Raw genomic sequence first — 23,830 nt, forward strand, 5'->3', positions numbered from 1 at the left:
GAAACTATATCAATAATTCTTTGAAAAAGGATACGAAGACCATCGCACAGAACAGTTCCAACGCCTGAAATCCCGCGTCTTTGGAGGGTTTGAAAGGCATGATATTTTCAATGGCCCCTTGAAAGTTTCCACAAGCATGATCGCGAGATTTTCTTGCTGCAGTGCAGCCAATGGTTAATGCTACACCAAATAACCCGGCGAACCAAACCGGGATTGATCTGTCTGGAGGCAAAGATGACCAACACACCCTATGCGCGCGACCTGATCGGGTATGGCGCGAACCCGCCGCATGCCAACTGGCCGGGCAAGGCCCGCATCGCGGTTCAGTTTGTGCTGAATTACGAAGAAGGCGGTGAAAACTGCATCCTGCATGGGGACGCGGCATCGGAAGCCTTTTTGTCGGAAATGATCGGCGCCGACATGCGCAAGGGTGTGCGCCATATGAGCATGGAATCGATCTATGAATATGGATCGCGTGTGGGTGTGTGGCGGATATTGAGCCTTTTTCGCGAACGGGAAATTCCCATCACCCTGTTTGCCGTTGCCATGGCCCTTGCCCGTCAGCCCAAGGTGGCCGAAGTCGCCATGAAGGACGGCCACGAAATATGTTCGCACGGCCTGCGCTGGATTGATTACCAGTATATTGACGAAAATATCGAACGCGAGCACCTGTACCAGGCCATCGACATTATCAAAAACATTACCGGCGAACGCCCGCTGGGCTGGTATACGGGCCGCACCAGCCCAAATACCCGCCGCCTTGTCGCCGAAGAAGGCGGTTTTCTGTATGATGCAGATGATTACAGCGATGAACTGCCTTTCTGGAGTATCCAGACCAAAACCCCGCACCTGATTGTGCCCTATACCCTTGATGTCAACGACATGCGCTTTGCCGCCATGCAGGGCTTCAATTCCGGCGAGCAATACTACCAATACCTGAAAGACAGCTTTGACACCCTTTACGAAGAAGGCGCACATACGCCCAAAATGCTGTCAGTTGGTTTGCATTGCCGCCTTGTCGGCCGACCGGGCCGCTTTGCCGCATTGAAACGCTTTGTCGATTATGTGCTGGGCCATGAAAATGTGTGGTTTGCCCGCCGCATCGATATCGCCCGGCACTGGCGCGAACACCACCCCCATGAAGGGTAAGACGGCACCCGGATCAAAACGAGGATAACGCGAAGCCGCCCGGGGCAGAACTGCCTGCAATGTGCGAGGCAGAACGCACCCCGCCCTGCACTGGCCTTATGATGAAACCCGGTTCACCCGTTTGGCCTGCTTTGCCGGTTTTATCCCATTTTGCCCGTTTTGCCCCTGTGCCTGAAAGACAGGAACACTGAAAATGACTGACAATACGATTTTCCCGGCGACGACGCCCGGCGAGAAAAAACCGCTATTTGTGACCAATCCGCCCAGCACGCTGGCAGCGCGATCCTTTGTCAATTTATACGGGGGTGTTTACGAACATTCCCCCTGGATTGCCGAACGCCTGGCCGAAGGCGGCATCAGCCCCGCCCTGGATGACCCGGAAACCCTGGCTGCTGCAATGCAGGTGATTGTCGAGCGCGCAACCCGCGACGAAAAACTGGCATTGCTGCGCGCGCACCCGGACCTTGCCGGGAAACTGGCCCTTGCCGATCTGACGACATCGTCGCGCAATGAACAGCAGGGCGCGGGGCTAGATCAATGCAGTGCTGACGAACTTGTGCGATTTTCCGAACTTAATGATGCCTATAAGGGCAAGTTCGGTTTCCCGTTTATTTTTGCGGTAAAAGGTTACCATCGTACCGACATCCTGGCGGCGTTTGAACGCCGGGTAAAAAACGATATGGACACCGAATTCAACGAAGCTCTGCAACAGGTACACCGCATCGCCCTATTGCGATTGCAGACCCTGTAAGCACGGCACAAAACATTATCAGCAGGACGCAAACCAATGAGCCATTCAAGCAGCGATACCGCCCCGGACTTTACAAGGCGTTTTGTCAATCTGGCCGATGAACGGCTGGGCGCGGTTGCCATTTTTGCCACCGACGATTTCTTTGCCGACAAACAGCGCATGCTGCAATCGGCCCCGGCCATTTTCTACCCCGACAAATACGACGATAACGGCAAATGGATGGATGGCTGGGAAAGCCGCCGCAAACGTGTTGAAGGCCACGATTACGCCATTGTCCGCCTGGCGACATCGGGCCGGATTTACGGGGTTGATATCGATACCAGCCACTTTACCGGCAATTTCCCGCCTGCGGCATCGCTGGAAGGGTGTTTCTGCCCGGCTGGTGACCCCGATGAAAACGCCGACTGGACCGAAATTGTTGCCCCGCAGGGGCTGGGTGCCAGCGCGCATCATTATGCCGAGGTTACCAGCAGCGCCATTTATACCCATGTGCGCCTGCATATTTACCCCGATGGCGGCATTGCCCGCCTGCGCGTTTATGGCCGCCCCAACCGCGACTGGACCGAAATGGCCGCCAAGGGCGAACAGGTCGACCTGGCAGCCATGATCAATGGGGGCATCGCCGTTGCCTGGTCGGATGCGCATTATGGCAACCCCAATGTGGTGCTGGCACCGGGCCGCGGGGTGAATATGGGTGATGGTTGGGAAACCAGCCGCCGGCGCGAACCGGGCAATGAATGGCTGATCATTGAACTGGGCCATCCCGGCGAGATCGAAAAAATCGTGATCGATACCTGCCATTTCAAAGGCAACTTCCCCGACCGCGTTTCGATCCAGGGCACCTATGTAGACGGCGAAAAGGACAAATCCATCATTGCGCGGTCGATGTTCTGGCAAACCATTTTGCCCGAACAGAAAATGCAGGCCGACCGCATCCATGAATTTGGCGGCGCGGCCATTACCGCCCGCGGGCCGGTTTCGCATCTGCGCATCAATTCGATACCCGATGGCGGCATCAGCCGCATTCGCATTCTTGGCAAACCGGCCAAGCCCTGATTTGGGGCTGGCTGGCAAAAGGGGGCTAAAATGAAACTGACTGTCGAACCGCTGACACCCGAAGCCTTCACCGAATTTGGTGATGTCATCAGCACGGAAACGGCACGGGATTCCTTTGGGATCAACCAGGGAACCACGACCCGCTATCACGACATTTCCGGCATTGATACCAGCGAGGAAGGCGGCCGACCGATTATCAGCATTTTTCGCGGTAACCCGCGCCCCCTGCCCATCCGCATTGCCATGATGGAACGCCACCCGCTGGGCTCACAGGCCTTTGTACCCATGCACGGGCAGAAATTTCTGGTCGTGGTTGCCCCGGCCAGTGATTTGCCCAAGGCAGGCGACCTGCGTGCCTTTATCACCAATGGCAAACAGGGTGTGACCTATGACAAGGGGGTGTGGCACCACCCGCTTTTGGTGCTGGAACCCGATAGCGAATTTCTGGTGATCGACCGGGCTGGACCGGGCAACAACCTGAATGAAGTCGATATGGGCGATATTGACGGCGTGCCGATCAGCCTTGACTGGGCATAAATATTCGCCCATCCCTGTCGAATAACACAAACGAAACCCCTTGCAGGATCACCACAAGGGGTTTCGTTTTAAGTGGCGCATACGGCGCTATACCGGATGCCGTGACCCCATCCAATCAGGCCCATGGGCTTTAACCGCCAGCACCGCCCATATCGATGGCAAGAAGCTGCTTTTGAATGCGCTGGGACAGGACAGGGTCCGGGTTGGCATCCAGCGCGCGTTGATAGGCCACACGGGCCATATCGCGTTTGCCCATGGCAAGGGCATTATCGGCAAAATGGGCCAGATGTTCGGCAATCGGGGCGGCTTTGTTAGCCTTGATCAGGGCTTCTTCCGCGCCCGCATAATCCCCCTTTTTATACAGAACCAGACCATATGTATCCTGGATGGAGGGGTTTTCCGGCTGCACCTTTACCGCAAGGCGGATCAGGCGTTCAGCCTCGTCAAGATTTTCGCCCAGTGTTGCATAATGATAGGCCAGCCAATTTGCCGCTTCGATATTACCGGCATTGGCGGCCTGCGCGGCCTCGGCGGTCAGGGTATCGTTATAGGATTTGATGATATCGCTGACACCCTGCTGGTCCAGCCCCTCGATCGAGGTCAGCCCCAGGCGAGAAACGCGACAATTTGCGCCACCGGCATTCTGGCACATGGCAAGCGCCTGCTGCCCGGCACCGATAACGGTGGCATTTGGCCCGGCATAATATGGCTTGCCGCCATCGTCGGTGGCCATCGCCTTGAAATCGACCATGCGGGCATAATTGGCATCCAGATTTGTCTGTTCGGCGGGGCCACCCATCATATCCTGGGGTTCCCATTTGGGCGATGTATCGCCACAGGCCGTCAGCCCCAGCAGTGCGATACTGGCAATCACATGTCGGAAATGGATTGGCATGGTTCGCGTTCTCCTTGTTGTCGTCATTCTGCTGCGGCCCGAAATGCGGGGTGCCTGCCAATCATAGCAAAAACACCCCGCATTGCATTAACGCGATTGCTGCCAGCGCATACCACCCACAGAAAGGTCGGAATAAACCGGTTTTTCCGGGGTAAAAGCGCCCTCTTTCAGGGCGTCAAGCGTGCGTTTGGCTTCTGCAACGGCATCACCTGCTTCGTCGTCATTGGCCGGGACACGGTACATATCGTGCAGTTTTATCCAGTCATGCTGATCGGGGCGAAAACCAAATACCGGTGCATCGCTGCGCAACGTGAAAAACACCGCCTCGCTTTGCCCATCGCCATCAAGGTCGATCAGCAGAAGCGAACATCTGTTACTGTGATCGGGGTCATCCTTGTTGATTTTGTCGGTTTTACAGAACATCCGGTCATAGGACAGGTTTTCATCAAACAGTTTGCGCAAATCAGCCTCGGAATAAGGGTGATCTTGCGGAAAAACCGGAATTTCTTCAAACGCGGATGAATTGTTATCCTGATAGGACGGGTAATAATCGCGCAGGTCCTGCAAATCGGCAACCGCATCAGGGTTGGCTTCGCGCAGGGTCGCAAGGGCATCTTCGCCCGGTTTACCCAGATTGCGCGCCATAAAGGCCAGATCGGACCGTTCCATTTCGCCCCAAAGCCCAAGACGGGTTTGCTGGCTGCTGGCCGAGATACTGACCGGGTCCAGCCAGGGCAGATGCATGACAAAGGCCACCACAATCGCGCCAATGGCAACCTGGCCAAAGGCCTGTTGCAGGCGGGCAATCATGGCTTCACCGCGTTTCATGCCAGCCCGCATGATCCATAATGTCGCGATCAGGATGTAAAGGCTAAGCCAGGTGTCATAAATGCGAAGCGGGGTTAACCAGTAATCATCAACCCGCAACCAGATACAGCCAAGGGCGGCAAATGCACAAACCGGTGCCATCCACAGGCTATAGCGGAAAATAACATCGCCCCAGCGCCCGAAAAGTGTGGTTTTCGCCCCGGATTGCACCGCCCCAAACAGCAGATAACTGATCCACAGTGCGGCTGCCAGCACCACCAGACTGACACTGGTGTCGCGGCCCAAAAGCTGTTCCCAGCCTCCCAATGCCCCCAAAAGCAGGAACAGAAAAACGCCTGTGGCCTGCAAAGGATAAAAGAAGCGATACAATGTCCCCAAAACCTGACGGACGGCCTTTAGAAGCTGGGGTTTTTCGCGGGTCAGCATAATGCCGGTAGCAAAGGCCGCCCCGGTCAGCATCGAACCGCCAAGCGAGGATTCCAGAAAATCCATGAAGGCGGTAAAGCCCACCACGTTAAACAGCGTCCCCAGAACATAGGCCATGATCCAGAACACGCCGATGGACACCACGCCAAAGGAAAGCGACAGTTTGATATCCCAGATCGCCGGGCCAATGGCGCGGTAAGGCACACCAAAAAGGCGGCTGCGCGGTGCATCTGCCGGATCGTCCGCATTACTTTCAACATCGGTCGCAACATATCGTGCCCGCCACAGCGCAACACTTAGCCCCACCCAGACCGCCAGACTGGTGAAAAAACCCAGAATGACCATATCGTCGAGATATGCAAACCCGACAATATACTGGAAAACAGCGACCTGCCCGGCAGCAAGCAGCGACACCAGCAGGGCAAGAACAATGGCGCCAAACAGGCGACCATGGGTCAGCGCAAACCAGCAGCAATAGGCACTGGCGGCTACAAAAACCGCCAGCGGCGCAAATAAAAGACTGTGTTCGTCAAACTGGTCCAGCAGATACCATGCTGCCACCCCATAGAACCCGCCGCTTAGCGGGAACAACCACCACAATTTGCTCATTGTGTATCCATATCCATTTATTTTGTTTTTCTTTGCCCATGGGGCTTCGTGCCTGCACCACCGAAACGTGCTTACAGGCAGCGGCGTGCCGGTTTTTCCCTTTTACACGCCAGACAATCGGCCACGAGATTTTGAAAATTTCAAGGCCAGGACAACAACCATGGGTAATTAAAATACGACCAGAAGCAACCTGATCAAGACAAAATGAATATTCATTTCAGCACGATACGGAAATAGTCACAAAACAGGCGATGCCAAAGACGACACAGCCAGCGCGATTGTGCGGTTTGTCCAGGCACGCCATCGGCATTGGGTCGTTAAAACCCAAGGCGGATGGACGGCCTAGTTATCTTCCTGTGCGCGGTCATAATCGTGGCGGGCGGACTGGATATCGAATTTATGGGCAATCGCCCATTCCGCCAGCGCCATGACGGGCTTGGACAGGGAAACACCCAGCGGTGTTAAGGCATAATCGACGCGCGGCGGGTTAAGCGGGGTGACGGTGCGTTCAACCAGGCCATCGCGTTCGAGGTTGCGCAGGGTCAAGGTCAGCATGCGTTTTGAAATGCCATCAATGGCGCGGTTAAGCTCGCTAAAACGCATGGAACCGCGATCAAGCTGCCGAACGATCAGGACACTCCATTTATCGCCCACGCGGGCCAGAATGTCGCCTGCCCCCTTACAGCTTTCGGGCAAATGGTCATTATGGAAATCGGTTTGGCGGGCCGTTGCGGGTAACATTTTTGTGCCTTCTTGAGCCGTGATATTTTGGCGCTATAGTCATGGTTACAAATAATTACCACCATTCATGCGCAAACAGACAGCAGTTTTACCAGGCGATATTGACCGGGCCATGGCCCGGAAAAAGGCCCACCCGGCATAACCCCGGCATTCTGCCGCCCCTGTTTACGCACCCACGAATTTGGAAGGATTACCGATGGCGAAACTGAAACTTGCCGTTGTGGTTGGCAGCAACCGTACCGGATCGATCAACCTGAAACTGGCAAAGGCACTTGTTGGCCTGGCAGGTGATCGTGTTGATGCCCGCTTCATTCAGATTGATGATCTGCCGCTTTATAACATGGATCTGGAAGGCAGCCGCCCGGAAGCCGTCAATCGCTTTACCAGCGACGTTGCCGCCTGCGACGCAGTGCTGATGGTAACCCCGGAACATAACCGGTCGATCCCGGCTGTGTTGAAAAACGCCATCGACTGGGGGTCAAAGCCGATGGACAAAAACGTATGGCGTGGCAAGGCAACCGCCATCACCGGCACCTCGCCCGGTGCAATCGGCACCGCTGTTGGCCAGCAGCACCTGCGCCAGATTATGGGTATTCTGGGCGGGCTGGTTATGGGTGGTGAAGCCTATATCGCATTCAAACCCGACCTGATCGCCGATGATGGCAGCATTGCCATTGATGACACCAAGGCCTTCCTGCAAACCTATATGGATAATTTCCTTAATGTTGCCGAAAAGCTTTCGGCCTGATTGCTCGGTTAATTGACCGGGTAATCATCCGGCCCCTTGTGCAAAAGTGCCGGGTGACAGATACGAAAAAAGCCGCCGGAATATTTCCGGCGGCTTTTTGCTGCACTGTTATGTGCCAGATTTTCACTTTGCCGATCAGGCGCCGCGTTCCGCAATCATCTTCTTGATTTCGGTAATTGCCAGCGCCGGGTTCAAACCCTTCGGGCAGGTATTGGTGCAGTTCATGATCGTATGGCAGCGATACAGGCGGAACGGATCTTCCAGCGCGTCAAGACGTTCGCCGGTATATTCGTCGCGCGAGTCTGCCAGCCAGCGATAGGCCTGCAGCAGAACAGCCGGGCCGAGGTAACGGTCCGAGTTCCACCAGTAGGACGGGCACGCGGTCGAGCAGGAGAAGCACAGGATGCATTCCCACAGACCATCAAGCTTGGCGCGTTCTTCACGCGACTGCAGACGTTCCCCATCGGGCGGGGTCGGGCTGTCAGCCTTGAGCCACGGCTCGATCGAGGCGAGCTGGGCATAGGGCTGCGACAGGTCCGGCACCAGATCCTTGACCACCGGCATATGCGGCAGCGGATAGATCTTCACATCACCATCGATATCTTCGATCGGCTTGAGGCAAGCCAGGGTGTTGCGGCCATCGATGTTCATTGCGCACGAACCACAAATGCCTTCACGGCAGGAACGGCGGAATGTAAGCGTCGCGTCGATTTCGTTCTTGATCTTGATCAGCGCGTCCAGAACCATCGGGCCGCAGGCATCAAGGTCAAGTTCGTAGGTATCGGTGCGCGGGTTGTCACCGGAATCCGGATCATAACGATAGATCTTGAATTTCCGGGTATTCTTCGCGTTCGCCGGTGCAGAAAACGATTTGCCGTCCTGCACGACCGAATTGGCGGGAAGTTTGAATTCAGCCATCTCTCAAATCCTCTCTCTCCGCGCCTTAATATACGCGTTCCTTCGGCTCGATATATTCAACTTCATCGGTCAGGGTGAAGTTGTTGACCGGACGATAGGTGAGATCAACGCCATAGCTGCTGTCCCATGCAACCTTGGCAATGGTGTGCTTCATCCAGACTTCGTCGTCACGTTTCGGGTAATCTTCGTGGGCATGTGCCCCGCGTGATTCATGACGTGCCTCGGCAGAATTCATGGTAGCAGCTGCACAAACCATCAGGTTTTCCAGCTCCATGGTTTCTACGAGATCGGAGTTCCAGATCAGCGAGCGGTCGGATACGGAAACATCAGGCAGGGTCGCTGCAGTTTTGGCGAGCTTTTCAACGCCTTCACCCAGGATTTCGGCAGTACGGAACACGCCGCAATTTGCCTGCATGACTTTCTGCATTTCAAGGCGAATTTCAGCAGTCGGGCGGGCACCCTTGGCCCAGCGCAGACGGTCGAAACGATCCAGGGCCTTCTGGCCGTCACTGGCCTTAAGCTCCTTGAACGATGCCTTGGAATCAACGACTTCGGCTGCATGCATGCCACATGCACGGCCAAACACGACGAGGTCGAGCAGCGAGTTCGTACCCAGGCGGTTTGCACCATGGACCGACACACAGGCTGCTTCACCAGCCGCCATCAGACCCGGTACGATACGGTTGGGGTCATCAGCGGTCGGGTTAAGGACTTCGCCCTTATAGTTGGTCGGAATGCCACCCATATTGTAGTGAACCGTCGGCAGAACCGGGATCGGTTCTTTCGTCGCATCAACCCCGGCAAAAATCTTGGCGGTTTCGGTAATGCCCGGCAGGCGTTCCCACAGAACTTCCGAACCCAGATGCTCAAGATGCAGGTGGATATATTCGCCATGTTCGCCAACACCGCGACCATCACGAATTTCCTGGGCCATACCACGCGACACAACGTCACGCGATGCCAGGTCTTTCACGGTCGGGGCATAACGTTCCATGAAACGTTCGCCTTCGGAGTTGGTAAGATAACCACCTTCGCCACGTGCGCCTTCGGTGATCAGGCAGCCCGAACCATAAATGCCGGTCGGGTGGAACTGAACGAATTCCATGTCCTGAAGGCCAAGGCCCGCACGGGCCACCATGCCATGACCGTCGCCGGTGCAGGTATGGGCCGAGGTGCAGCTGAAGAAAGCACGGCCATAACCACCAGATGCCAGAATGGTCATCTTGGCGTTGAAGCGGTGCATGATACCGGTATCAAGATCCCAGGCAACCAGACCGCGGCAGGTGCCGTCTTCGTCCATGATCAGGTCGATGGCGATATATTCGACGAAGAATTCAGCCTTGTGCTTCAGGCACTGCTGGTAAAGCGTGTGCAGCATGGCATGACCGGTACGGTCAGCCGCAGCGCAGGCACGTTCAACCGGGGCTTTACCATGATCGCGGGTGTGACCACCGAACGGACGCTGGTAAATTTTGCCTTCGGCAGTACGCGAGAACGGCATACCGTAATGTTCAAGTTCATGAACCGCCGGAACGGCGTTACGGCACATATATTCGATCGCGTCCTGGTCACCCAGCCAGTCGGAACCCTTGACGGTGTCATACATATGCCACTGCCAGTGATCCTCGGACATGTTGCCAAGGGATGCACCAATACCGCCCTGTGCGGCAACGGTGTGTGAACGGGTCGGGAAAACTTTGGTGATACAGGCGGTCTTCAGACCGGCCTCAACCGTGCCAAGCGTTGCGCGCAAACCGGCACCACCCGCACCCATAACGACGACATCGTAGTTATGGTCGATAATTTTATAGGATTCTGTCATTGCTCAGGCTCCGGCAAAAACGATTCGCAGCACCGAAATGATCGCGGCAACGGTCATGAAAACCGTGAGCGCGCGGATCAGCAGCATCGAACCGATTTCGACTTTACGGTTATGCACATAATCTTCGATCACAACTTGCAGACCGAGAACGAAATGCCAGGCAACGGAAATGACCAGCAGGATCATCATGGTTGCGTGGAAATAGCTGCTCAGCCAGGCGTGAACGGCATCAAAGGACGCCGTGTGGCCTGCAAGGATCGAATAAATAAACCACAGTCCCAGCGGCAGGTTCGCCGCAGCGGTGACGCGCTGCGCCCACCAGTGCGAAGAGCCGCTTTTGGCGGAACCAAGGCCGCGAACACGGCCCAGATCGGATTGCATCTTCATAACAACCTTGTCCCCATTTGCCTGGCTTAGGCCAGACCGATAATCCAGGTGATGATGGTCAGCACGACTGCCGCGCCAAGAACGATCGGGTTCGACTTGGCCGAACCTTCTTTCGTCAGGCCGCGACCGGTATCCCAGACGAGGTGCCGGACACCGTTGCAGGCGTGATAGAAAAACGCCACTGTCCAGCCGAACAGCAGCAACAGACCAAACCACGAGGTGAAAAATGCCTGATAGCCTTCGAACGTATTCCGGCCGGCGCCAGCGGCGATAAGCCACGACGTCAGGAATACGAAACCAATGGCAAGGCCAATGCCCATGATGCGGAAAGAAATGGACATTTTGGCCGTCAGCGGGAGCCTGTACACCTGAAGGTGGGGAGACAGCGGCCGATTGGCTTTGCTCATAACGGAATTGCCTCTTCTCAAATAGCTGGCGGGAAAGCAGGGATTATTTACCTACGCCATGGGGGTAAGTCAATCTCAACGCCCTTGAAAACCAAAGAAATCTGCGAATTAACGCCATTTCTGCCGTTGTTTTAGATTTGTTTCATATAGTTGAACACAAGGCAATATCCCCCTTAGTCGGAGATATATGATGCTGTAACGCACCAAAACAGGTGCAGGTGCGTCATTTTCGATATTTTACGGTTCAGGGGCGCTTTGGGATCAAAACGGTGTGGTCAAAATCCAGCAGCACGGCGGAGTCATATTTTCCGGCATCATCGCGCAAGGGGAAATCCGCTGCTGCCCGGTCCCGTACCGCGACCAACCGCACCCGCATGGCACCAACATCGTTACGCCCCGGAATATCAAATTTATCAATCACTTCGGACCAGGCAAAAACGGTATTTCCGGCAAAGGCAGGGTTGGCATGGCTGCCTGCATTAATCGCGAGAATCCTGAACGCATTGCCCAGCCCGTTAAAGGCCAGGGCACGGGCCAGCGACATGACATGCCCCCCATAAATCAACCGTTTGCCAAACCGGCCCTGATTGGCACTGACCTGGTCAAAATGAACCTTCGCGGTGTTCTGATACAGGCGGGTTGCCATTTGATGTTCGGCTTCTTCAAGCGTCATGCCATCAACATGGTCGATCTTTTCGCCAATGGCATAATCATCCCAGAAATGTGCCGAACCGGCGAGGGTGCAGTCATATCCTGATAAATCCAGCCCGACCGGAATTTTAAATGATGCCGGGTCCACCACCGATGGCAGGTCCGGCACAAAGGTTTCAGGTGCCGGAGCATCGGGGTTGTGTTTGTTGACCATCACCCAGCGATTATAATCGACGACCATTTCACCATGCTGGTTCCGGCCAACGGAATTAACGTAAACCACACCGGTTTTACCGTTTGAATTTTCCTTAAGGCCAATCACGCGCGAGACAGTAGAAACTGTATCCCCCGCATAAACCGGCACGCCAAACACACCCCCGGCATATCCCAGGTTCGCGACCGCATTTAACGATACATCAGGTACAGTTTTGCCAAACACCATGTGAAAGACCAAAAGGTCATCAATCGGTGCATCGTGAAAGCCGATATTGCGAGCAAATTCCGCCGATGCCTGCACCGCAAAACGCGGGCCATACAGGGCGGTATAAAGGGCTACATCGCCGCTGGTAATGGTGCGCGGGGTTGCGTGCCGCAGTTCCTGGCCCAGCACAAAATCTTCAAAATAATTACCGGGATTATTCTTTGATTTCATCACCCTGATCACCTACCTGGCTGTTTGGGCCGCAAATTCTGCTATCGGTATTTGCGGCCTGTAATGTCACTTGGACGGAAACGGAAACGGCAACTTCCCCGCCATTCACACAGACCGCGGGGCGACGGGGCGGCAATCCCTGATTTCTAATCCGCCCCCATCGCTTCAATGCTTTCGGCAAGCGCGACCACGCGTTGTGCCGTGACGACATGCAGATTTTCAATCAGCTTGCCATCAACCACCACAACCCCCTGCCCCTTGGTGCTGGCTTCTTCATGGGCGGCAATGATTTTGCGCGCCCAGGCAATTTCACTTTCGGCCGGGGCAAAGGCGCGGTTGGCGGCATCAATGGTTTTGGGATGGATCAGGGTTTTGCCATCAAACCCCATTTCACGGCCCTGCTGGCAGGCATGGGCAAAGCCATCATCATCCGACAGGTCCAGATGCACACCATCAAGAATGGCCAGATCATAGGCGCGCGCCGCCAGCATACACAGGCCAAGGCTGGTGATCATGGGCAGGCGGTCGCGGGTATGGGCGCAATTAAGGTCCTTTGCCAGATCCGACGTGCCCATGACAAACCCGCCCAAAAGCGGATGCGCCCCGGCAATTTCACGGGCATTAAGCATGGCAAGTGGCGTTTCCATCATACACCAGATGCGCATATTTTCATGTGCGCCTTCGGCCTGCAGGATGGCAGCCACATGGCGAATGGTTTCTGCACTTTCGACCTTGGGCAGCAAAATGGCATCGGCCCGGCTTTTGGCCACGGCCACCACATCATAATACCCCCAGGGGGTATTCAGGCCATTTACCCGCACCTGAATTTCGCGCGCGCCATATCCACCCTCATCCAGGGCCGCGACAATCTGTTCACGGGCCAACGTTTTGGAGTCGGGCGCGACAGCATCCTCGATATCGAGAATCAACCCGTCAGCTGGCAGGCTCCGACCTTTTTCCAGCGCCCGGGCATTGGAGCCGGGCATATACAGAACCGAACGGCGAGGACGCGACGAAACCGCCATGACAAGCCTCTTTGAAATTATTGTTTAAAACGATGATATTTTCTTTAACAAAATTACCAAAAAATTCCGCATTGCAGCAAGCCGAAATTTTATGTCCCGTGATGATATCGTGTTTGCCCTATAAAAGACGATAAAACCGTCGGCCCGTTACCGGGTTTTACGGATATACGCAAAACTGTTTCCTATTCAACAAGATGCCTATTCCTTTGAGCAGGACTTGCATATCTTGCGAAGCCACGACAGCCCCCGTAAAAGATTAATCGTCGCTTTGCGCTGCACGCATAACGACGGCATTAAAAGGGGGTCCTATGCGCAAGAACACTGTTCGCAACACAATCGCCGTGTTGTGCACCACCAGCCTGTTGGCAGGTTGTGCCAGCCAGCAAACACCATCATTTCTGGATATCCAACCAGATCAGAATGGTGCCTGCCAGTTTAACGAAGCGGGCTATGTGATTGGCGGGGCACTATTGGGGGCAGGCCTGGGGGCGCTTCTGGGTGGTAAAAACCGTGGTTTGGCAGCCGTTGCAGGTGGTGCGGCTGGCGCATTGGCCGGAAAAGGGTTGCAATCATATCTGCTGAACCGGTGTGAACAGCTCGCCGCCGTTCAGAAAGAATTGCGCGAAACCAAGATGGCAATTGCCAGGGTCAATGTCCCTACAGGTTCAACCTGGGCTGACCCGGACGCAAAAAACAGCAAAACCGAAGAAGGATTGCTGGTCACGGTTGATAACCAGGCCATGTTTGGCAGCGGACAGGACAGCCTGTCGCCAACAGCCGAAAGTGACATGCGCAAAATTGCCGCGACATTCCGTGGCACCAAAGGAAACATACTTATTGTCGGCCATACCGACAGTACCGGCGGACGCGACATGAACCTGGCACTTTCGCAGCGCCGCGCACGAACGGTCGGCGCGCTTTTTGAACAGGAAGGTGTCGATAAAACCCGCATCTTTTATAAAGGTGCGGGCGAGGACCAACCGATTGCCAGCAACGATAGCGTTGCTGGTCGTGCTACCAACCGCCGGGTCCAGATTATCGAACTTGAAAGCCGTGAAGCGATCATGGCATTTGCCAGCCACACGGAAACCGACCCGACCTTGCCCGAACGCGTAAAAGAAAACCGCGCCAAAGGTGATACCGAAGGCACAGTTCCTGCACCCAAAGCACCGGCAAAGGCTGCGAATAAACCCGCCACCAAGTCACCGGATAAGGGCACGGCTTCCAATACGGGTAAAACAGCACCTTACACGGTTGCGCATAGCGGACATGGCATTGATTTTGGGGGCAAGCCCGCCAACGACATGCCCAACACCCTGTCAGGTCGCACCGGCCAGCCCGATGAGGAAGAAAAAGGGGTCCTGGCCTCGCTTTGGCCGCTGGGTGAGGCAAAGGCATCGGAAACGACATTGCCAACCGATGTTGCATGTATTGAGGATTCATATCGCCCGGTTGGCGCGGTCATGGCGCTATCTACTGACCGGCCGGTACATGACACAACAGACTATATGCCTGCCCTGTATTCGACCAGCTGGCATGACACCGTTAACAGCCACCTTGTTGGTCTGACCAAGGTTGCCGTGTTGCAAAATGGTGGTTCAGCCGATGGCGACCCGGGGGTTTTCGTCTTTGAAAATTACAAAAAAGGCGATCAGAAACCAGCAATCCAGACCAATGGACATGCACGTTCTTATGTGGGGACAGATGGCGTGATGTACCGGGTATTTCTGGATGAAGATGCGTGGCCGTTGCGCTGCATGGATGTTCTTTATTCACGTAAAGACCCGTTCGGCAATGCAGAAGGCCGCATTTATTATGATAAGGACGGGCAGGTTTTTGCCCGTGATATCGACCTTAAAAAAGCAAAATGATCGCGGGGGATTGATCAATGCTCGATGAACTTTATGCCTTTGTCCTTGCCTATCGGGAACTGGTCTCGATTTTGGCGGTTACAATCCTTCTTGTCGTTTTGATTTTGAACTGGTGGGACGAAGTAAAACTTTTTGCCAAAAGCACGTTTTACAGCCTGCCCTTTATCGGCAAAACCCGCCGTCTTTCAAAAGACCTGAATGTTCGTCGTGATGGCTGGTTTGCCTCCGAACGCACACTTTGCGAGGATTTCGCTGGCGATATTCGCAAAATCGCTGCCGACCCGGAAATGTATGACAAAGCCAAAAGCTATCTTGGTAAAGTACAGGAACTGGGCCGCAACGAGCTTGGCATTCTGATGCGACTTCTTCTGATTGCCATGGTGTTCATCGAGGCACTTGGTTTTGCCTATGTTCTGTCGGGTTATACCCTGCCTGGTGCCAGTGAGAAACTGCAGGTTCAGGGGGCATTTGGCATCGCGTTCCTGATTTCGTGCGTCCTGGTATTTTTCACCCACCAGGCAGGCCACGAACTGCATAAACGCGGCCTTGTCGGCAAGGTCCGCACCTGGTGGAACCACGATGACAATCCCGACCGCCCCAACCTGATGGGACGGACGAACAAAACCACGCTGGAAAATGACCAGCTTGACGACGAACATCCTGCCTATCTGCAGATTTTGCATCGCCTGGACACCAATGCAACGGTAACCAAAGGCACCCCGATCTGGACGATTGTTGCTGTTATCGCGATTATTGGCGTGGCATGCACGGCAACCTATGTGCGTTATGAAACCTACAAACAGGAAAAGACGGCAGAAACCACCGGCGCTCCGATGACGGACAATACGTTCTCGTTGGGGGATCTGATATCCAACAACGATTCCCTGCCCGATCTTCTGGCCCAGCCGCAACAGGATGCCGACAACAAAGCGTCACAGGAACGCGAAGGCGCACGCGATGCCGCAAACCTTTCGACCTATGCCATTCTTGCCGCCCTGTTCATTCTGATCCAGATTATGGGTATCGGTATCGGTTACAAAACTGGTTTTGCCGGTAAGGAAAGTAAAGAAGCCCGCCGAATCATTGGCAAATTTTCCAGCAGAACGGCATATGAAGCATGGTTTGAACGCAAGCGTGATGCCATTGCCCGAATTGCCCAGAAGCACCTGACCAACCTGCAATCCCGCTTGACCGAACGTGCAGCAGCAACCGGTGTGGACAAAACGCACCGCGATATTCTTCAGCATTCGGCAGATCGCCATTTCATGGAGCATTACTATCAAAGCGAGGATAAAGCCTATCGCGCCCGTCAGGCCAGCGAGGCGGTATCACGCCAGATGAATGCACACACCAGCGAGGCTGCACCAGCCCCACAAATGGCCCCTCAGCAACAAGCGCCAATTACCCCCGCAGAACCAGCCAAGCCCGCACCAATGCCGGTTACACCGCCTGTGGCAGAAGCAGCAGTTACAACCACTGTTACCGAGCCGGTGGTAAAACCAGCCGAAACGCCCGAAGAAATGGAAAAACGCCTGCGCGCCAAAATCCAGCAGGAAATGGCTGAAAAGAAAGCACGTGAAGAAGCAGAAAAGCAGGCAAAGCACGTGGAAACGGAAGAGGAAATGTATGCCCGTCTTCGCCGTGAAGAAGGCATTGAGGATTAAGGGGCGAGCAGAAAAGGAAAGAATGATGGCACAATCGCTTGGCCGCCTGGCCCGCACCGGACTGACCCTGTTTGCTGCTGTGACCTGTTCTGCCATGGCAGGACAGGCGCAGGCAGCTGCGGCAAAGATTGGCAGTTGCTATGACCAGGTCCAGATCAAGGACGTTCAGACACCGGCACTGACGCGTGACCTTTATATCGTTGTCGACCAGACACTGATTTTCGATAAAAACCTGCAGGAAGAAAGCTATCGCAAGCTGCAGGATTTTATTGAACCGGGAACGGCCTACCATCTGGTCACGTTTTCGGCCAATGCAGCAGGGCGGTATGCAAGCGTTCTGATCAATGCCGAAATCGATACCAGACTGGATAATGACACCCGCTATGACATTTCCAAAAAGCTGCTGACCAATCTGGATAACTGCCAGAAAAAGCAGGAAATCCTGGCGAAAAAGGCATTGGGCCAGGGATTGTTGAAAGCATTTAGCGATGCCAGCACAGACCTCCCCCACAGCGAAGTAATGGGGAACCTTGCAACAATTTCACGTAGCCTGACGACCGCCTCCCAGATTGATGACAAATATCTGGTCATCATTTCGGACATGATTGAAAATTCCGATCTGCTGTCGTTTTACAAAGCTGGCAGCCTAGAGAAGGCAAGTGGTGACACCGATATGTCACGCTATGCCGATGCGGGTGTGCTGGGCGACTGGCAAAATGCAAAGGTCTATGTCATTGGCGGCGGATATGCCCCGGACGGCAGTTACTGGTCGTCATCGCAGTTAAAAGCTTTGCGCGATTTCTGGACCCATTATTTTGACAAAGCCAACGCCCAAATGCGGGAGTTCGGCACCCCGTCCCTGCTGGGTGATATCGGCGATTAATGCCCGCGATATCAAAACGACATTAAAAAACGCCCGGCTGATTTCAGCCGGGCGTTTTTGCTCGTCATCCAAATAACCGAAGACCGTATCCCTAAAACAAATTCGCAAACGGGCTGTTTGCGGTTTCGTCCATCAGGCGGACGGTGGCACTGCGGCCAGCGACCAGGCGGACGGATGCCGGGACGTCGTCAAGGGCGACACGAACCGGGACGCGCTGGGCAAGGCGGACCCAGCTGAATGTCGGTTTGACATTGGCAAGGCTGCCGGTTGCGCCGGTGCGTTCGCTATCCTGGATACCGGCCGAAATGCTGGCGACATGGCCGTAAATCGGGTGCTGTTCGCCCATCAGTTTGACTTCAACACGGTCGCCAACAGAAATGCGTGGCAATTTGGTTTCTTCAAAGTAACCGGCAACATAATAGGAACTGGCATCAATCAGCGCGGCAATCGCCGTGCCTGCGCCAACATAATTGCCCGGTCGCAGGGAAAAGTTGGTCAGGGTGCCATCCACCGGGGCGACAACGCGGGTCCGATCCAGATTAAGCTTTGCCAGATCAAGATCTGCCTGCGCCAGCTCGACCGAGGCCTTTGCGGTTGCAAGTGCCGTAACCACCTGTTCCTTTTTCTGGCGGGAAACAGCATCGCTGCTGAGGTTTTTATAACGGCGGACTTCGCGTTCTGCCTGATCGCGGCTGGCAATTGCACTATCAAGCCGCGCCTGGGCCTGCCCCAGCGCTACCTTGAAACGGGCGGTATCAATTTCAAACAGCAGGTCGCCTGCCTTGACATGCTGGTTATCGCCAACATGCACCGTGCTGACCAGCCCGGAAACATCAGGCGCAATGGCAACCACATCAGCACTGATGCGGCCATCGCGCGTCCAGGGATCATTCATGTAATAATCCCAAAGCTGCATACCCGCGATTACTGCGGCAACCACCAGAACACCGGAAACAACAAAACGTCCGGCCAGGGAAAACCATTTTTTCATTACTCACCTACCTACAAATACCGCCGTGATCCCTGCCAGCAGCAAAACAAACAGCGCCAGATCAATCAGGGCAGGATGGAACGTGGCGCGGTAAAAACCCGCGCGAACCAGAACCTTGCGAAGCACAATCAGGCTGCACCAGGCAGCGATGGCGGAAACCAGAAAACCCGGTAGAAAAACGCCATAAATATCGACCATTGCGTTGATCATGCGCGTCCCTCCAGACTTGCCGGTGCCTGGTCATTTGCACAGGCAAATGACAGATGAACCGGACGAAATTTTTTGCCAAAATCGGGTTCGCTATTGCGGGCCAGAACCCGGCGCATGGCAACAAGGGCAACCACCAGCCGCCGTTTCACATGCGGCGCGATACCACGCGATGCGCCGCCCTTATTCACCTGTTCCCCCCCATGCGCGGAAACAGCAGCAAGATGGAACGACCGCCCCGGATTGCATGACAGCTTGTGATCACCTTCATCCCCGGTTGCGAGCATCAGGATGTCATCAAGCAGTTCCAAAAGCTCTGCATCAGGGGCGCGGTCATAATCGCGGGTGCGCAATTCAAAATGATTGCCCATAACCGCCAGGAAACGATCCAGCCGGTCGCGAATATCACCATCAAGGGCGCGACGCACACGGCGCAAATCGAGCAGGTTGGCCGCAATCGAAACTTCAGGCATGGCACGCATCAGGCGCGCACGATGTTCGGGGGCCAATGCCAGCTTGGGCAGGATCAGCCCCTGCCGGTCGAGCAGGCGGCGCAAGACCATCATTCGCGGAATAACCCTGTCCACCCGGGCCAGCCCGGCCAGGTCCCGCCAGTTTGCCTGCAACAGGCGGCGAATACTGTGATCGGGCGACATGGAACGCATGATGGATGTAACCACCGCAGCCACGACAAACCCGGTAACCATGGCAACGGCACCATCAATCGAACTGGCGAAATTGCCGCTATACCGTGTTGAGATATTAAGCAGCATCACCGTATTGACCGCCATGGGCAGGGCAAAGATGAAGGTTTTGGGCGAAGGAATAAGCAACCCGATCAACAGAAGATAGGGCGCAAATACCGCCGCCAGCAGCGGAAAACCATCAATCGCGGGCAAAACCGCATAGCCGTAAAACAACGTCACCACGACGGAAAACAGCGTATAGGTGATAAAACCTTTCTGCGCGGGCACCGGGTCATCAAGAAATGCAAGAATACTGGTGCCAACCGCCGCCATCATCGCCGCCGACGAACCATTGGGCCAGCCGGTTTCAACCCAGATCAGGCAGACAACCAAAGTGGCAATCATGGCCGTTATGGCAGAGCGCAAAGCCAGCCCGTAATCTATATGAAGCGACGGCTTGTCACCGCGATCGCGCCAGCGATCCACCACCAACTGGGGCGGGTGCCCTTCGCGGATACCAGCCCAAAGAAGCTGGCAATCGTCGTAAAAGCCAATCAGACGATGCAACCGCACACACAGATTGATCACCAGCAGATCATGCCAGTTGCGGGTAACCTCGTAACGGCGGGAAATGGCCGTAATTTCGCTATGCAGGGCATCGATACGGGCACGGTCAAACGGATCAAATGCATCATCCTGCATCCAGTCATCGACCTTGCGCAGCAACGCAGCGACGTTATCGGGAATGCCATGGTCGGTTGCGGCAAGGGCATTGATGCGGTCATGCAAGCTATAGAGCGATGGCAGCAGAGCAGCCATGGCATTTTGCAGGGCCTGCAAAGGCCGCGTCATGCCATTCAATGATGAACGTTCATAACCAACATGAACCGCCAGACCGTGAATTTCGCCAATATCGGCAATGATGCGAATGCGTTCGCCATGCAGTTTTTCGTCATCCTGCGCCCCGGAAAAACTGAGCTTTGCAAGATCGCGAACATCCTGCAGGGCACGGTCAATGCGCGCAGCCAGCACCGGCCCCAAATGGCGGGGAAAGAACACATGGCTAACCAGCGTGGCACAAATGATACCAAGCGTGATTTCCTGCACACGGGCCACGGCAACATCAAACACACTGCCCGGGTCAGTAACACAGGGAAAACCGATAATAGCGGCGGTATACCCCGCCAGCATGAAAAGATAGCTGCGCGGGGTACGGTCCAGACGTGACAGATAAAGGCACAGCCCCACCCAGCCTGCCATCATCAGCGAGAGCAAAACCGGCGCATCGACCAGATTGGGAATAAGGGCAACGGCAAAAACCGCACCGATCATGGTGCCAACAACGCGGTAAACCGCCTTTGAGGCCAAAACACCGGTAAGCGGATTGGCAATGATGTAAACCGTTGCCATCGCCCAGACCGGGCGGTCGAGATCAAAGGTCAGCGCGATGAAAAGGGCCAGCATCGCTGCGACAAATGTTTTCGCCGAGAATATCCAGTCATCCAGCCCCGGCCGGGACGCGAGAATATTTTTTAACATCACATCCCCTATCGTTGCGTGGTTCCGGTTTCCTTTTCCTCGCGGCAGGTCAGCCTTGCCAACAGCTGCTTGAGCACCTTTAGCGTCGCTGCCAGGTCATCATCGGCAATATCAGCCGTGACACTGTCACGCACAGTTGCCAGGATTTCCTCGATCTCGATGGCTTTGGCCGCCCCTTGCGGGGTGAGCGTTACCATCTTCGCGCGACGGTCTGCCGGGTCGGCAACACGCTGGACCATTGCATCGGCTTCCAGCGCATCAATCACACGTACCAGTGATGGGCCTTCGACGCCGATTTCTTCGGCGATCGCGCCCTGACGCACGGTGCCACCACGGCGATGAAGCACAATCAGTGGCAAGGCCGTTGTCTGTGACAGACCATGAATCTGCAGAGCGTGATCAATCTCGCGGCGCCATTTGCGCGCCGTATTGATCAGGGCACTGCCAAAGGTCAGGTGTTCGGAAAAGGGGTCAAAATCTTTCATGGCAAAAAGTTAGCATTGAATTAGTTTGAATCCTATCTATTTTAATTCCAATCAGACATGAACAGATTGCATGGCGGAATATCCACCTTTCAAATCAGATGCTTAATGAACGATATTTAACGAAGAATACCCAGATGACCGGCGCAAAACCGTAAATTCCCGCTTTCTGACGGGGTACAACACACCACCTGCGCTGGTTTATCAGCACAGCAAGCAGCCAAAAGCCGCCATCAAAGCGGCTTATTGAAAGGGATTGCCAAAAAGGGCTGGCAGGAGCTGCTGGGTGAAGGGCGGCACATCATTAAGCGGGCGCCCATTGGTTAAAAAAACCACGCCAGTCTTTTGTTCAGGAAACCACGAGATTTCGGAACTATAGCCAAAATAGGTGCCATCATGGCCCCAAACCGGGCCCCAATCGCTTTCACCGACCATCACACCATAACCATAGGCACCATTACCAGCAAAGCGGGTATCGGTTGTCATGCGCTCAATGGCTTTTGGCCCCAAAAGCGCGCCATTCGCAAACAGCCCGCGCAGAAATGCCAGCATGTCACGCGCACTGGAAACCACACCGCCATCGGCAAGGTGATCGCCCACATCAAAGCCGGTAACGTCCTCGAGGTTGCCATCTCCGTCGCCATCGTCATAGCCGCGTGCAATGGCGTCATCGCGCGGGAAGCTGCCAAAACTGGTGGCATCCATTTCAAGTGGCGCAAAAATGCGTTTTTCAAAAACATCCTCGATCGCGGCCTGCTCAACCTGTTCGATGATATAGCCCAACATGATATAATTGCTGTTGGAATTGGCATATTCACTGCCGGGCGAAAAAACCGCATCACGGTCGGCGATCAGAGGCAGAAGCTCTGCATTGCGCCAGCCATGCTGGGGTTCGCGGCCAACCAGCTCAAAGAAGAAATCGCCATCCAGATAATCGGGAATGCCCGAACTGTTATGCAGCAGATCGGTTATGGTGGCGGTTTTGGCATTGGCAATAGACTGGGCATATTCAGGCGAAAGCCAGCGCGCTGGATGGTCCGAAAGCTTAAGGCGCTGCTCGGAAGCCAGTTGCAGGATCACAACCGACGTCATCATTTTGGTGAGCGACCCGATATAAAACCGTTCCGCGCCGCGCATTTTACGATTGGGCTTGGCACTGGAAAGGCCCGCTGCGGCAAACCGGCTACTGCCATCGGCATAAGTGATGCCAACCACCGCACCAGGCAAACCAGCCTGCTGCACATAGGCCTGCAAAAATGTTTGCAGCGGATCACCCGGGGTGGTTTTGGTTTGGGCAAAGGCGGGTACGAAAAATCCGCAAACGAAGAAAAGGAATAAAGGCAACAGCAGGGCAACGCCCCCTGCCCGCATTTTCACCTGTCGGCATGCACGCTCACGCACCGTTTCTGTCCCCCGACTGAATTAACAGCCCTATCACTATGGACAGCATTTGCCTGCAATCAAAGAAAAACACAACGACAATCCGATATTGCCGCTGTGACATACAACCGGTTTGGGAAAATTATTCGTGCCAGACGCGCTTGATATCGGCGATACGCCGCTCCAACGCGGCCAAAAGATCGGTCGTAAGAACACTGACCGGGGCTTCGCCGGTTTCATCAAAGGCGGGTTCGATCACGCAGTTTACCGGACCAACAGACACGCCATAGGCATTCATGATGATCTCATTGTCATCCGAGTCATCATCATCCAGCCCGGCCTGCCCCAGAATGCAGTTTCGCACGGCCTCGGCTTTTTCAAGCGACTGCTGAATATCCAGCACCAGAAATGCCGTAATGCGGGCATGGCCAACATCGCTGGCATCACGCCCCGGCCAGTCCGGCACGGCGGCATAGGGACCACCCAATGACTCCCCCATTATTACCTCCTCCTAAGGCAACCAAT

At 54.9% G+C, this 23,830-nt stretch carries 23 protein-coding genes; 8 read left to right on the plus strand and 15 right to left on the minus strand.

Features of this window, described 5'->3' with window-relative positions:
- Positions 1-234 precede the first annotated feature (234 nt).
- The 4 genes from puuE to CSC3H3_RS17650 all read left to right on the plus strand — a co-directional run bounded on the left by puuE (position 235) and on the right by CSC3H3_RS17650 (position 3,493).
- Positions 235-1,149 carry an allantoinase PuuE gene (puuE, locus tag CSC3H3_RS17635; RefSeq protein WP_101285675.1) on the plus strand — a complete coding sequence of 305 codons (915 nt, stop codon included), beginning with the start codon at positions 235-237 and terminating at the stop codon, positions 1,147-1,149.
- 193 nt (positions 1,150-1,342) lie between these two features.
- Entirely contained in the window at positions 1,343-1,900 is a 558-nt protein-coding gene (gene uraD, locus CSC3H3_RS17640) for a 2-oxo-4-hydroxy-4-carboxy-5-ureidoimidazoline decarboxylase (protein WP_101285676.1), read from the plus strand.
- Between the two features lie 36 nt (positions 1,901-1,936).
- A complete protein-coding gene (alc, locus tag CSC3H3_RS17645; protein ID WP_101285677.1) occupies positions 1,937-2,956 on the plus strand; it encodes an allantoicase in 1,020 nt (339 codons plus the stop codon).
- 30 nt (positions 2,957-2,986) lie between these two features.
- Complete coding sequence (locus CSC3H3_RS17650) at positions 2,987-3,493, plus strand: ureidoglycolate lyase (protein ID WP_101285678.1); 507 nt, start codon at positions 2,987-2,989, stop codon at positions 3,491-3,493.
- Positions 3,494-3,623: 130 nt separating this feature from the next.
- Here the strand turns inward: CSC3H3_RS17650 and CSC3H3_RS17655 are convergent, their stop codons facing one another.
- From CSC3H3_RS17655 to CSC3H3_RS17665, 3 genes are all read right to left on the minus strand, one after another.
- Entirely contained in the window at positions 3,624-4,388 is a 765-nt protein-coding gene (locus tag CSC3H3_RS17655; RefSeq protein WP_101285679.1) for a tetratricopeptide repeat protein, read from the minus strand.
- An 87-nt stretch (positions 4,389-4,475) separates the two neighbouring features.
- On the minus strand, positions 4,476-6,251 hold the full coding sequence (locus tag CSC3H3_RS17660) for a DUF4153 domain-containing protein (protein ID WP_101285680.1): 1,776 nt from the start codon (positions 6,249-6,251) through the stop codon (positions 4,476-4,478).
- Positions 6,252-6,593: 342 nt separating this feature from the next.
- On the minus strand, positions 6,594-6,992 hold the full coding sequence (locus tag CSC3H3_RS17665; protein ID WP_101270460.1) for a winged helix-turn-helix transcriptional regulator: 399 nt from the start codon (positions 6,990-6,992) through the stop codon (positions 6,594-6,596).
- A gap of 196 nt (positions 6,993-7,188) precedes the next feature.
- On the opposite strand from CSC3H3_RS17665, the gene CSC3H3_RS17670 reads away from it, so the two are divergent.
- Entirely contained in the window at positions 7,189-7,740 is a 552-nt protein-coding gene (locus CSC3H3_RS17670) for an NADPH-dependent FMN reductase (protein WP_101285681.1), read from the plus strand.
- Between the two features lie 135 nt (positions 7,741-7,875).
- Here the strand turns inward: CSC3H3_RS17670 and CSC3H3_RS17675 are convergent, their stop codons facing one another.
- The 6 genes from CSC3H3_RS17675 to CSC3H3_RS17700 form a co-directional block, all read right to left on the minus strand.
- Positions 7,876-8,658 (minus strand): succinate dehydrogenase iron-sulfur subunit, encoded by a 783-nt coding sequence (locus CSC3H3_RS17675; protein WP_101270464.1) that lies wholly within the window; start codon positions 8,656-8,658, stop codon positions 7,876-7,878.
- Positions 8,659-8,683: 25 nt separating this feature from the next.
- Positions 8,684-10,480 carry a succinate dehydrogenase flavoprotein subunit gene (gene sdhA / locus CSC3H3_RS17680; protein ID WP_101270466.1) on the minus strand — a complete coding sequence of 599 codons (1,797 nt, stop codon included), beginning with the start codon at positions 10,478-10,480 and terminating at the stop codon, positions 8,684-8,686.
- A 3-nt stretch (positions 10,481-10,483) separates the two neighbouring features.
- On the minus strand, positions 10,484-10,867 hold the full coding sequence (sdhD, locus tag CSC3H3_RS17685; protein ID WP_101270468.1) for a succinate dehydrogenase, hydrophobic membrane anchor protein: 384 nt from the start codon (positions 10,865-10,867) through the stop codon (positions 10,484-10,486).
- Between the two features lie 26 nt (positions 10,868-10,893).
- On the minus strand, positions 10,894-11,274 hold the full coding sequence (sdhC, locus tag CSC3H3_RS17690) for a succinate dehydrogenase, cytochrome b556 subunit (protein ID WP_101270470.1): 381 nt from the start codon (positions 11,272-11,274) through the stop codon (positions 10,894-10,896).
- A gap of 244 nt (positions 11,275-11,518) precedes the next feature.
- On the minus strand, positions 11,519-12,577 hold the full coding sequence (locus CSC3H3_RS17695; RefSeq protein WP_101285682.1) for a MaoC family dehydratase: 1,059 nt from the start codon (positions 12,575-12,577) through the stop codon (positions 11,519-11,521).
- A gap of 146 nt (positions 12,578-12,723) precedes the next feature.
- The gene (locus tag CSC3H3_RS17700) at positions 12,724-13,602 is read right to left on the minus strand and encodes an HpcH/HpaI aldolase/citrate lyase family protein (RefSeq protein ID WP_101285683.1); all 879 of its coding nucleotides are present in this window, start codon (positions 13,600-13,602) and stop codon (positions 12,724-12,726) included.
- A gap of 308 nt (positions 13,603-13,910) precedes the next feature.
- On the opposite strand from CSC3H3_RS17700, the gene CSC3H3_RS17705 reads away from it, so the two are divergent.
- The 3 genes from CSC3H3_RS17705 to CSC3H3_RS17715 are packed head-to-tail and all read left to right on the plus strand — an operon-like array spanning position 13,911 to position 18,020.
- Complete coding sequence (locus CSC3H3_RS17705) at positions 13,911-15,473, plus strand: OmpA family protein (protein ID WP_101285684.1); 1,563 nt, start codon at positions 13,911-13,913, stop codon at positions 15,471-15,473.
- Between the two features lie 17 nt (positions 15,474-15,490).
- Positions 15,491-17,137, plus strand: coding sequence for a hypothetical protein (locus CSC3H3_RS17710; protein WP_101285685.1), 1,647 nt, complete (start codon positions 15,491-15,493; stop codon positions 17,135-17,137).
- A 22-nt stretch (positions 17,138-17,159) separates the two neighbouring features.
- A complete protein-coding gene (locus CSC3H3_RS17715) occupies positions 17,160-18,020 on the plus strand; it encodes a hypothetical protein (RefSeq protein WP_157831946.1) in 861 nt (286 codons plus the stop codon).
- A gap of 91 nt (positions 18,021-18,111) precedes the next feature.
- On the opposite strand, the gene CSC3H3_RS17720 is transcribed toward CSC3H3_RS17715, so the two are convergent.
- The 6 genes from CSC3H3_RS17720 to CSC3H3_RS17745 form a co-directional block, all read right to left on the minus strand.
- A complete protein-coding gene (locus CSC3H3_RS17720; RefSeq protein WP_101285687.1) occupies positions 18,112-19,011 on the minus strand; it encodes an efflux RND transporter periplasmic adaptor subunit in 900 nt (299 codons plus the stop codon).
- 3 nt (positions 19,012-19,014) lie between these two features.
- The gene (locus CSC3H3_RS17725) at positions 19,015-19,221 is read right to left on the minus strand and encodes a DUF1656 domain-containing protein (protein WP_101270484.1); all 207 of its coding nucleotides are present in this window, start codon (positions 19,219-19,221) and stop codon (positions 19,015-19,017) included.
- Positions 19,218-21,443 (minus strand): FUSC family protein, encoded by a 2,226-nt coding sequence (locus CSC3H3_RS17730; RefSeq protein WP_101285688.1) that lies wholly within the window; start codon positions 21,441-21,443, stop codon positions 19,218-19,220. Before CSC3H3_RS17730 ends, CSC3H3_RS17725 begins: the two co-directional genes overlap by 4 nt.
- An 8-nt stretch (positions 21,444-21,451) precedes the next feature.
- Positions 21,452-21,928 carry a MarR family winged helix-turn-helix transcriptional regulator gene (locus CSC3H3_RS17735; protein ID WP_101270488.1) on the minus strand — a complete coding sequence of 159 codons (477 nt, stop codon included), beginning with the start codon at positions 21,926-21,928 and terminating at the stop codon, positions 21,452-21,454.
- Between the two features lie 240 nt (positions 21,929-22,168).
- Positions 22,169-23,326, minus strand: coding sequence for a serine hydrolase domain-containing protein (locus tag CSC3H3_RS17740; RefSeq protein WP_245881169.1), 1,158 nt, complete (start codon positions 23,324-23,326; stop codon positions 22,169-22,171).
- 121 nt (positions 23,327-23,447) lie between these two features.
- Positions 23,448-23,804, minus strand: coding sequence for a hypothetical protein (locus CSC3H3_RS17745; protein WP_101270492.1), 357 nt, complete (start codon positions 23,802-23,804; stop codon positions 23,448-23,450).
- Positions 23,805-23,830: the final 26 nt, after the last annotated feature.

The organism is Thalassospira marina (assembly GCF_002844375.1).
Taxonomy (GTDB): Bacteria; Pseudomonadota; Alphaproteobacteria; order Rhodospirillales; family Thalassospiraceae; genus Thalassospira; species Thalassospira marina.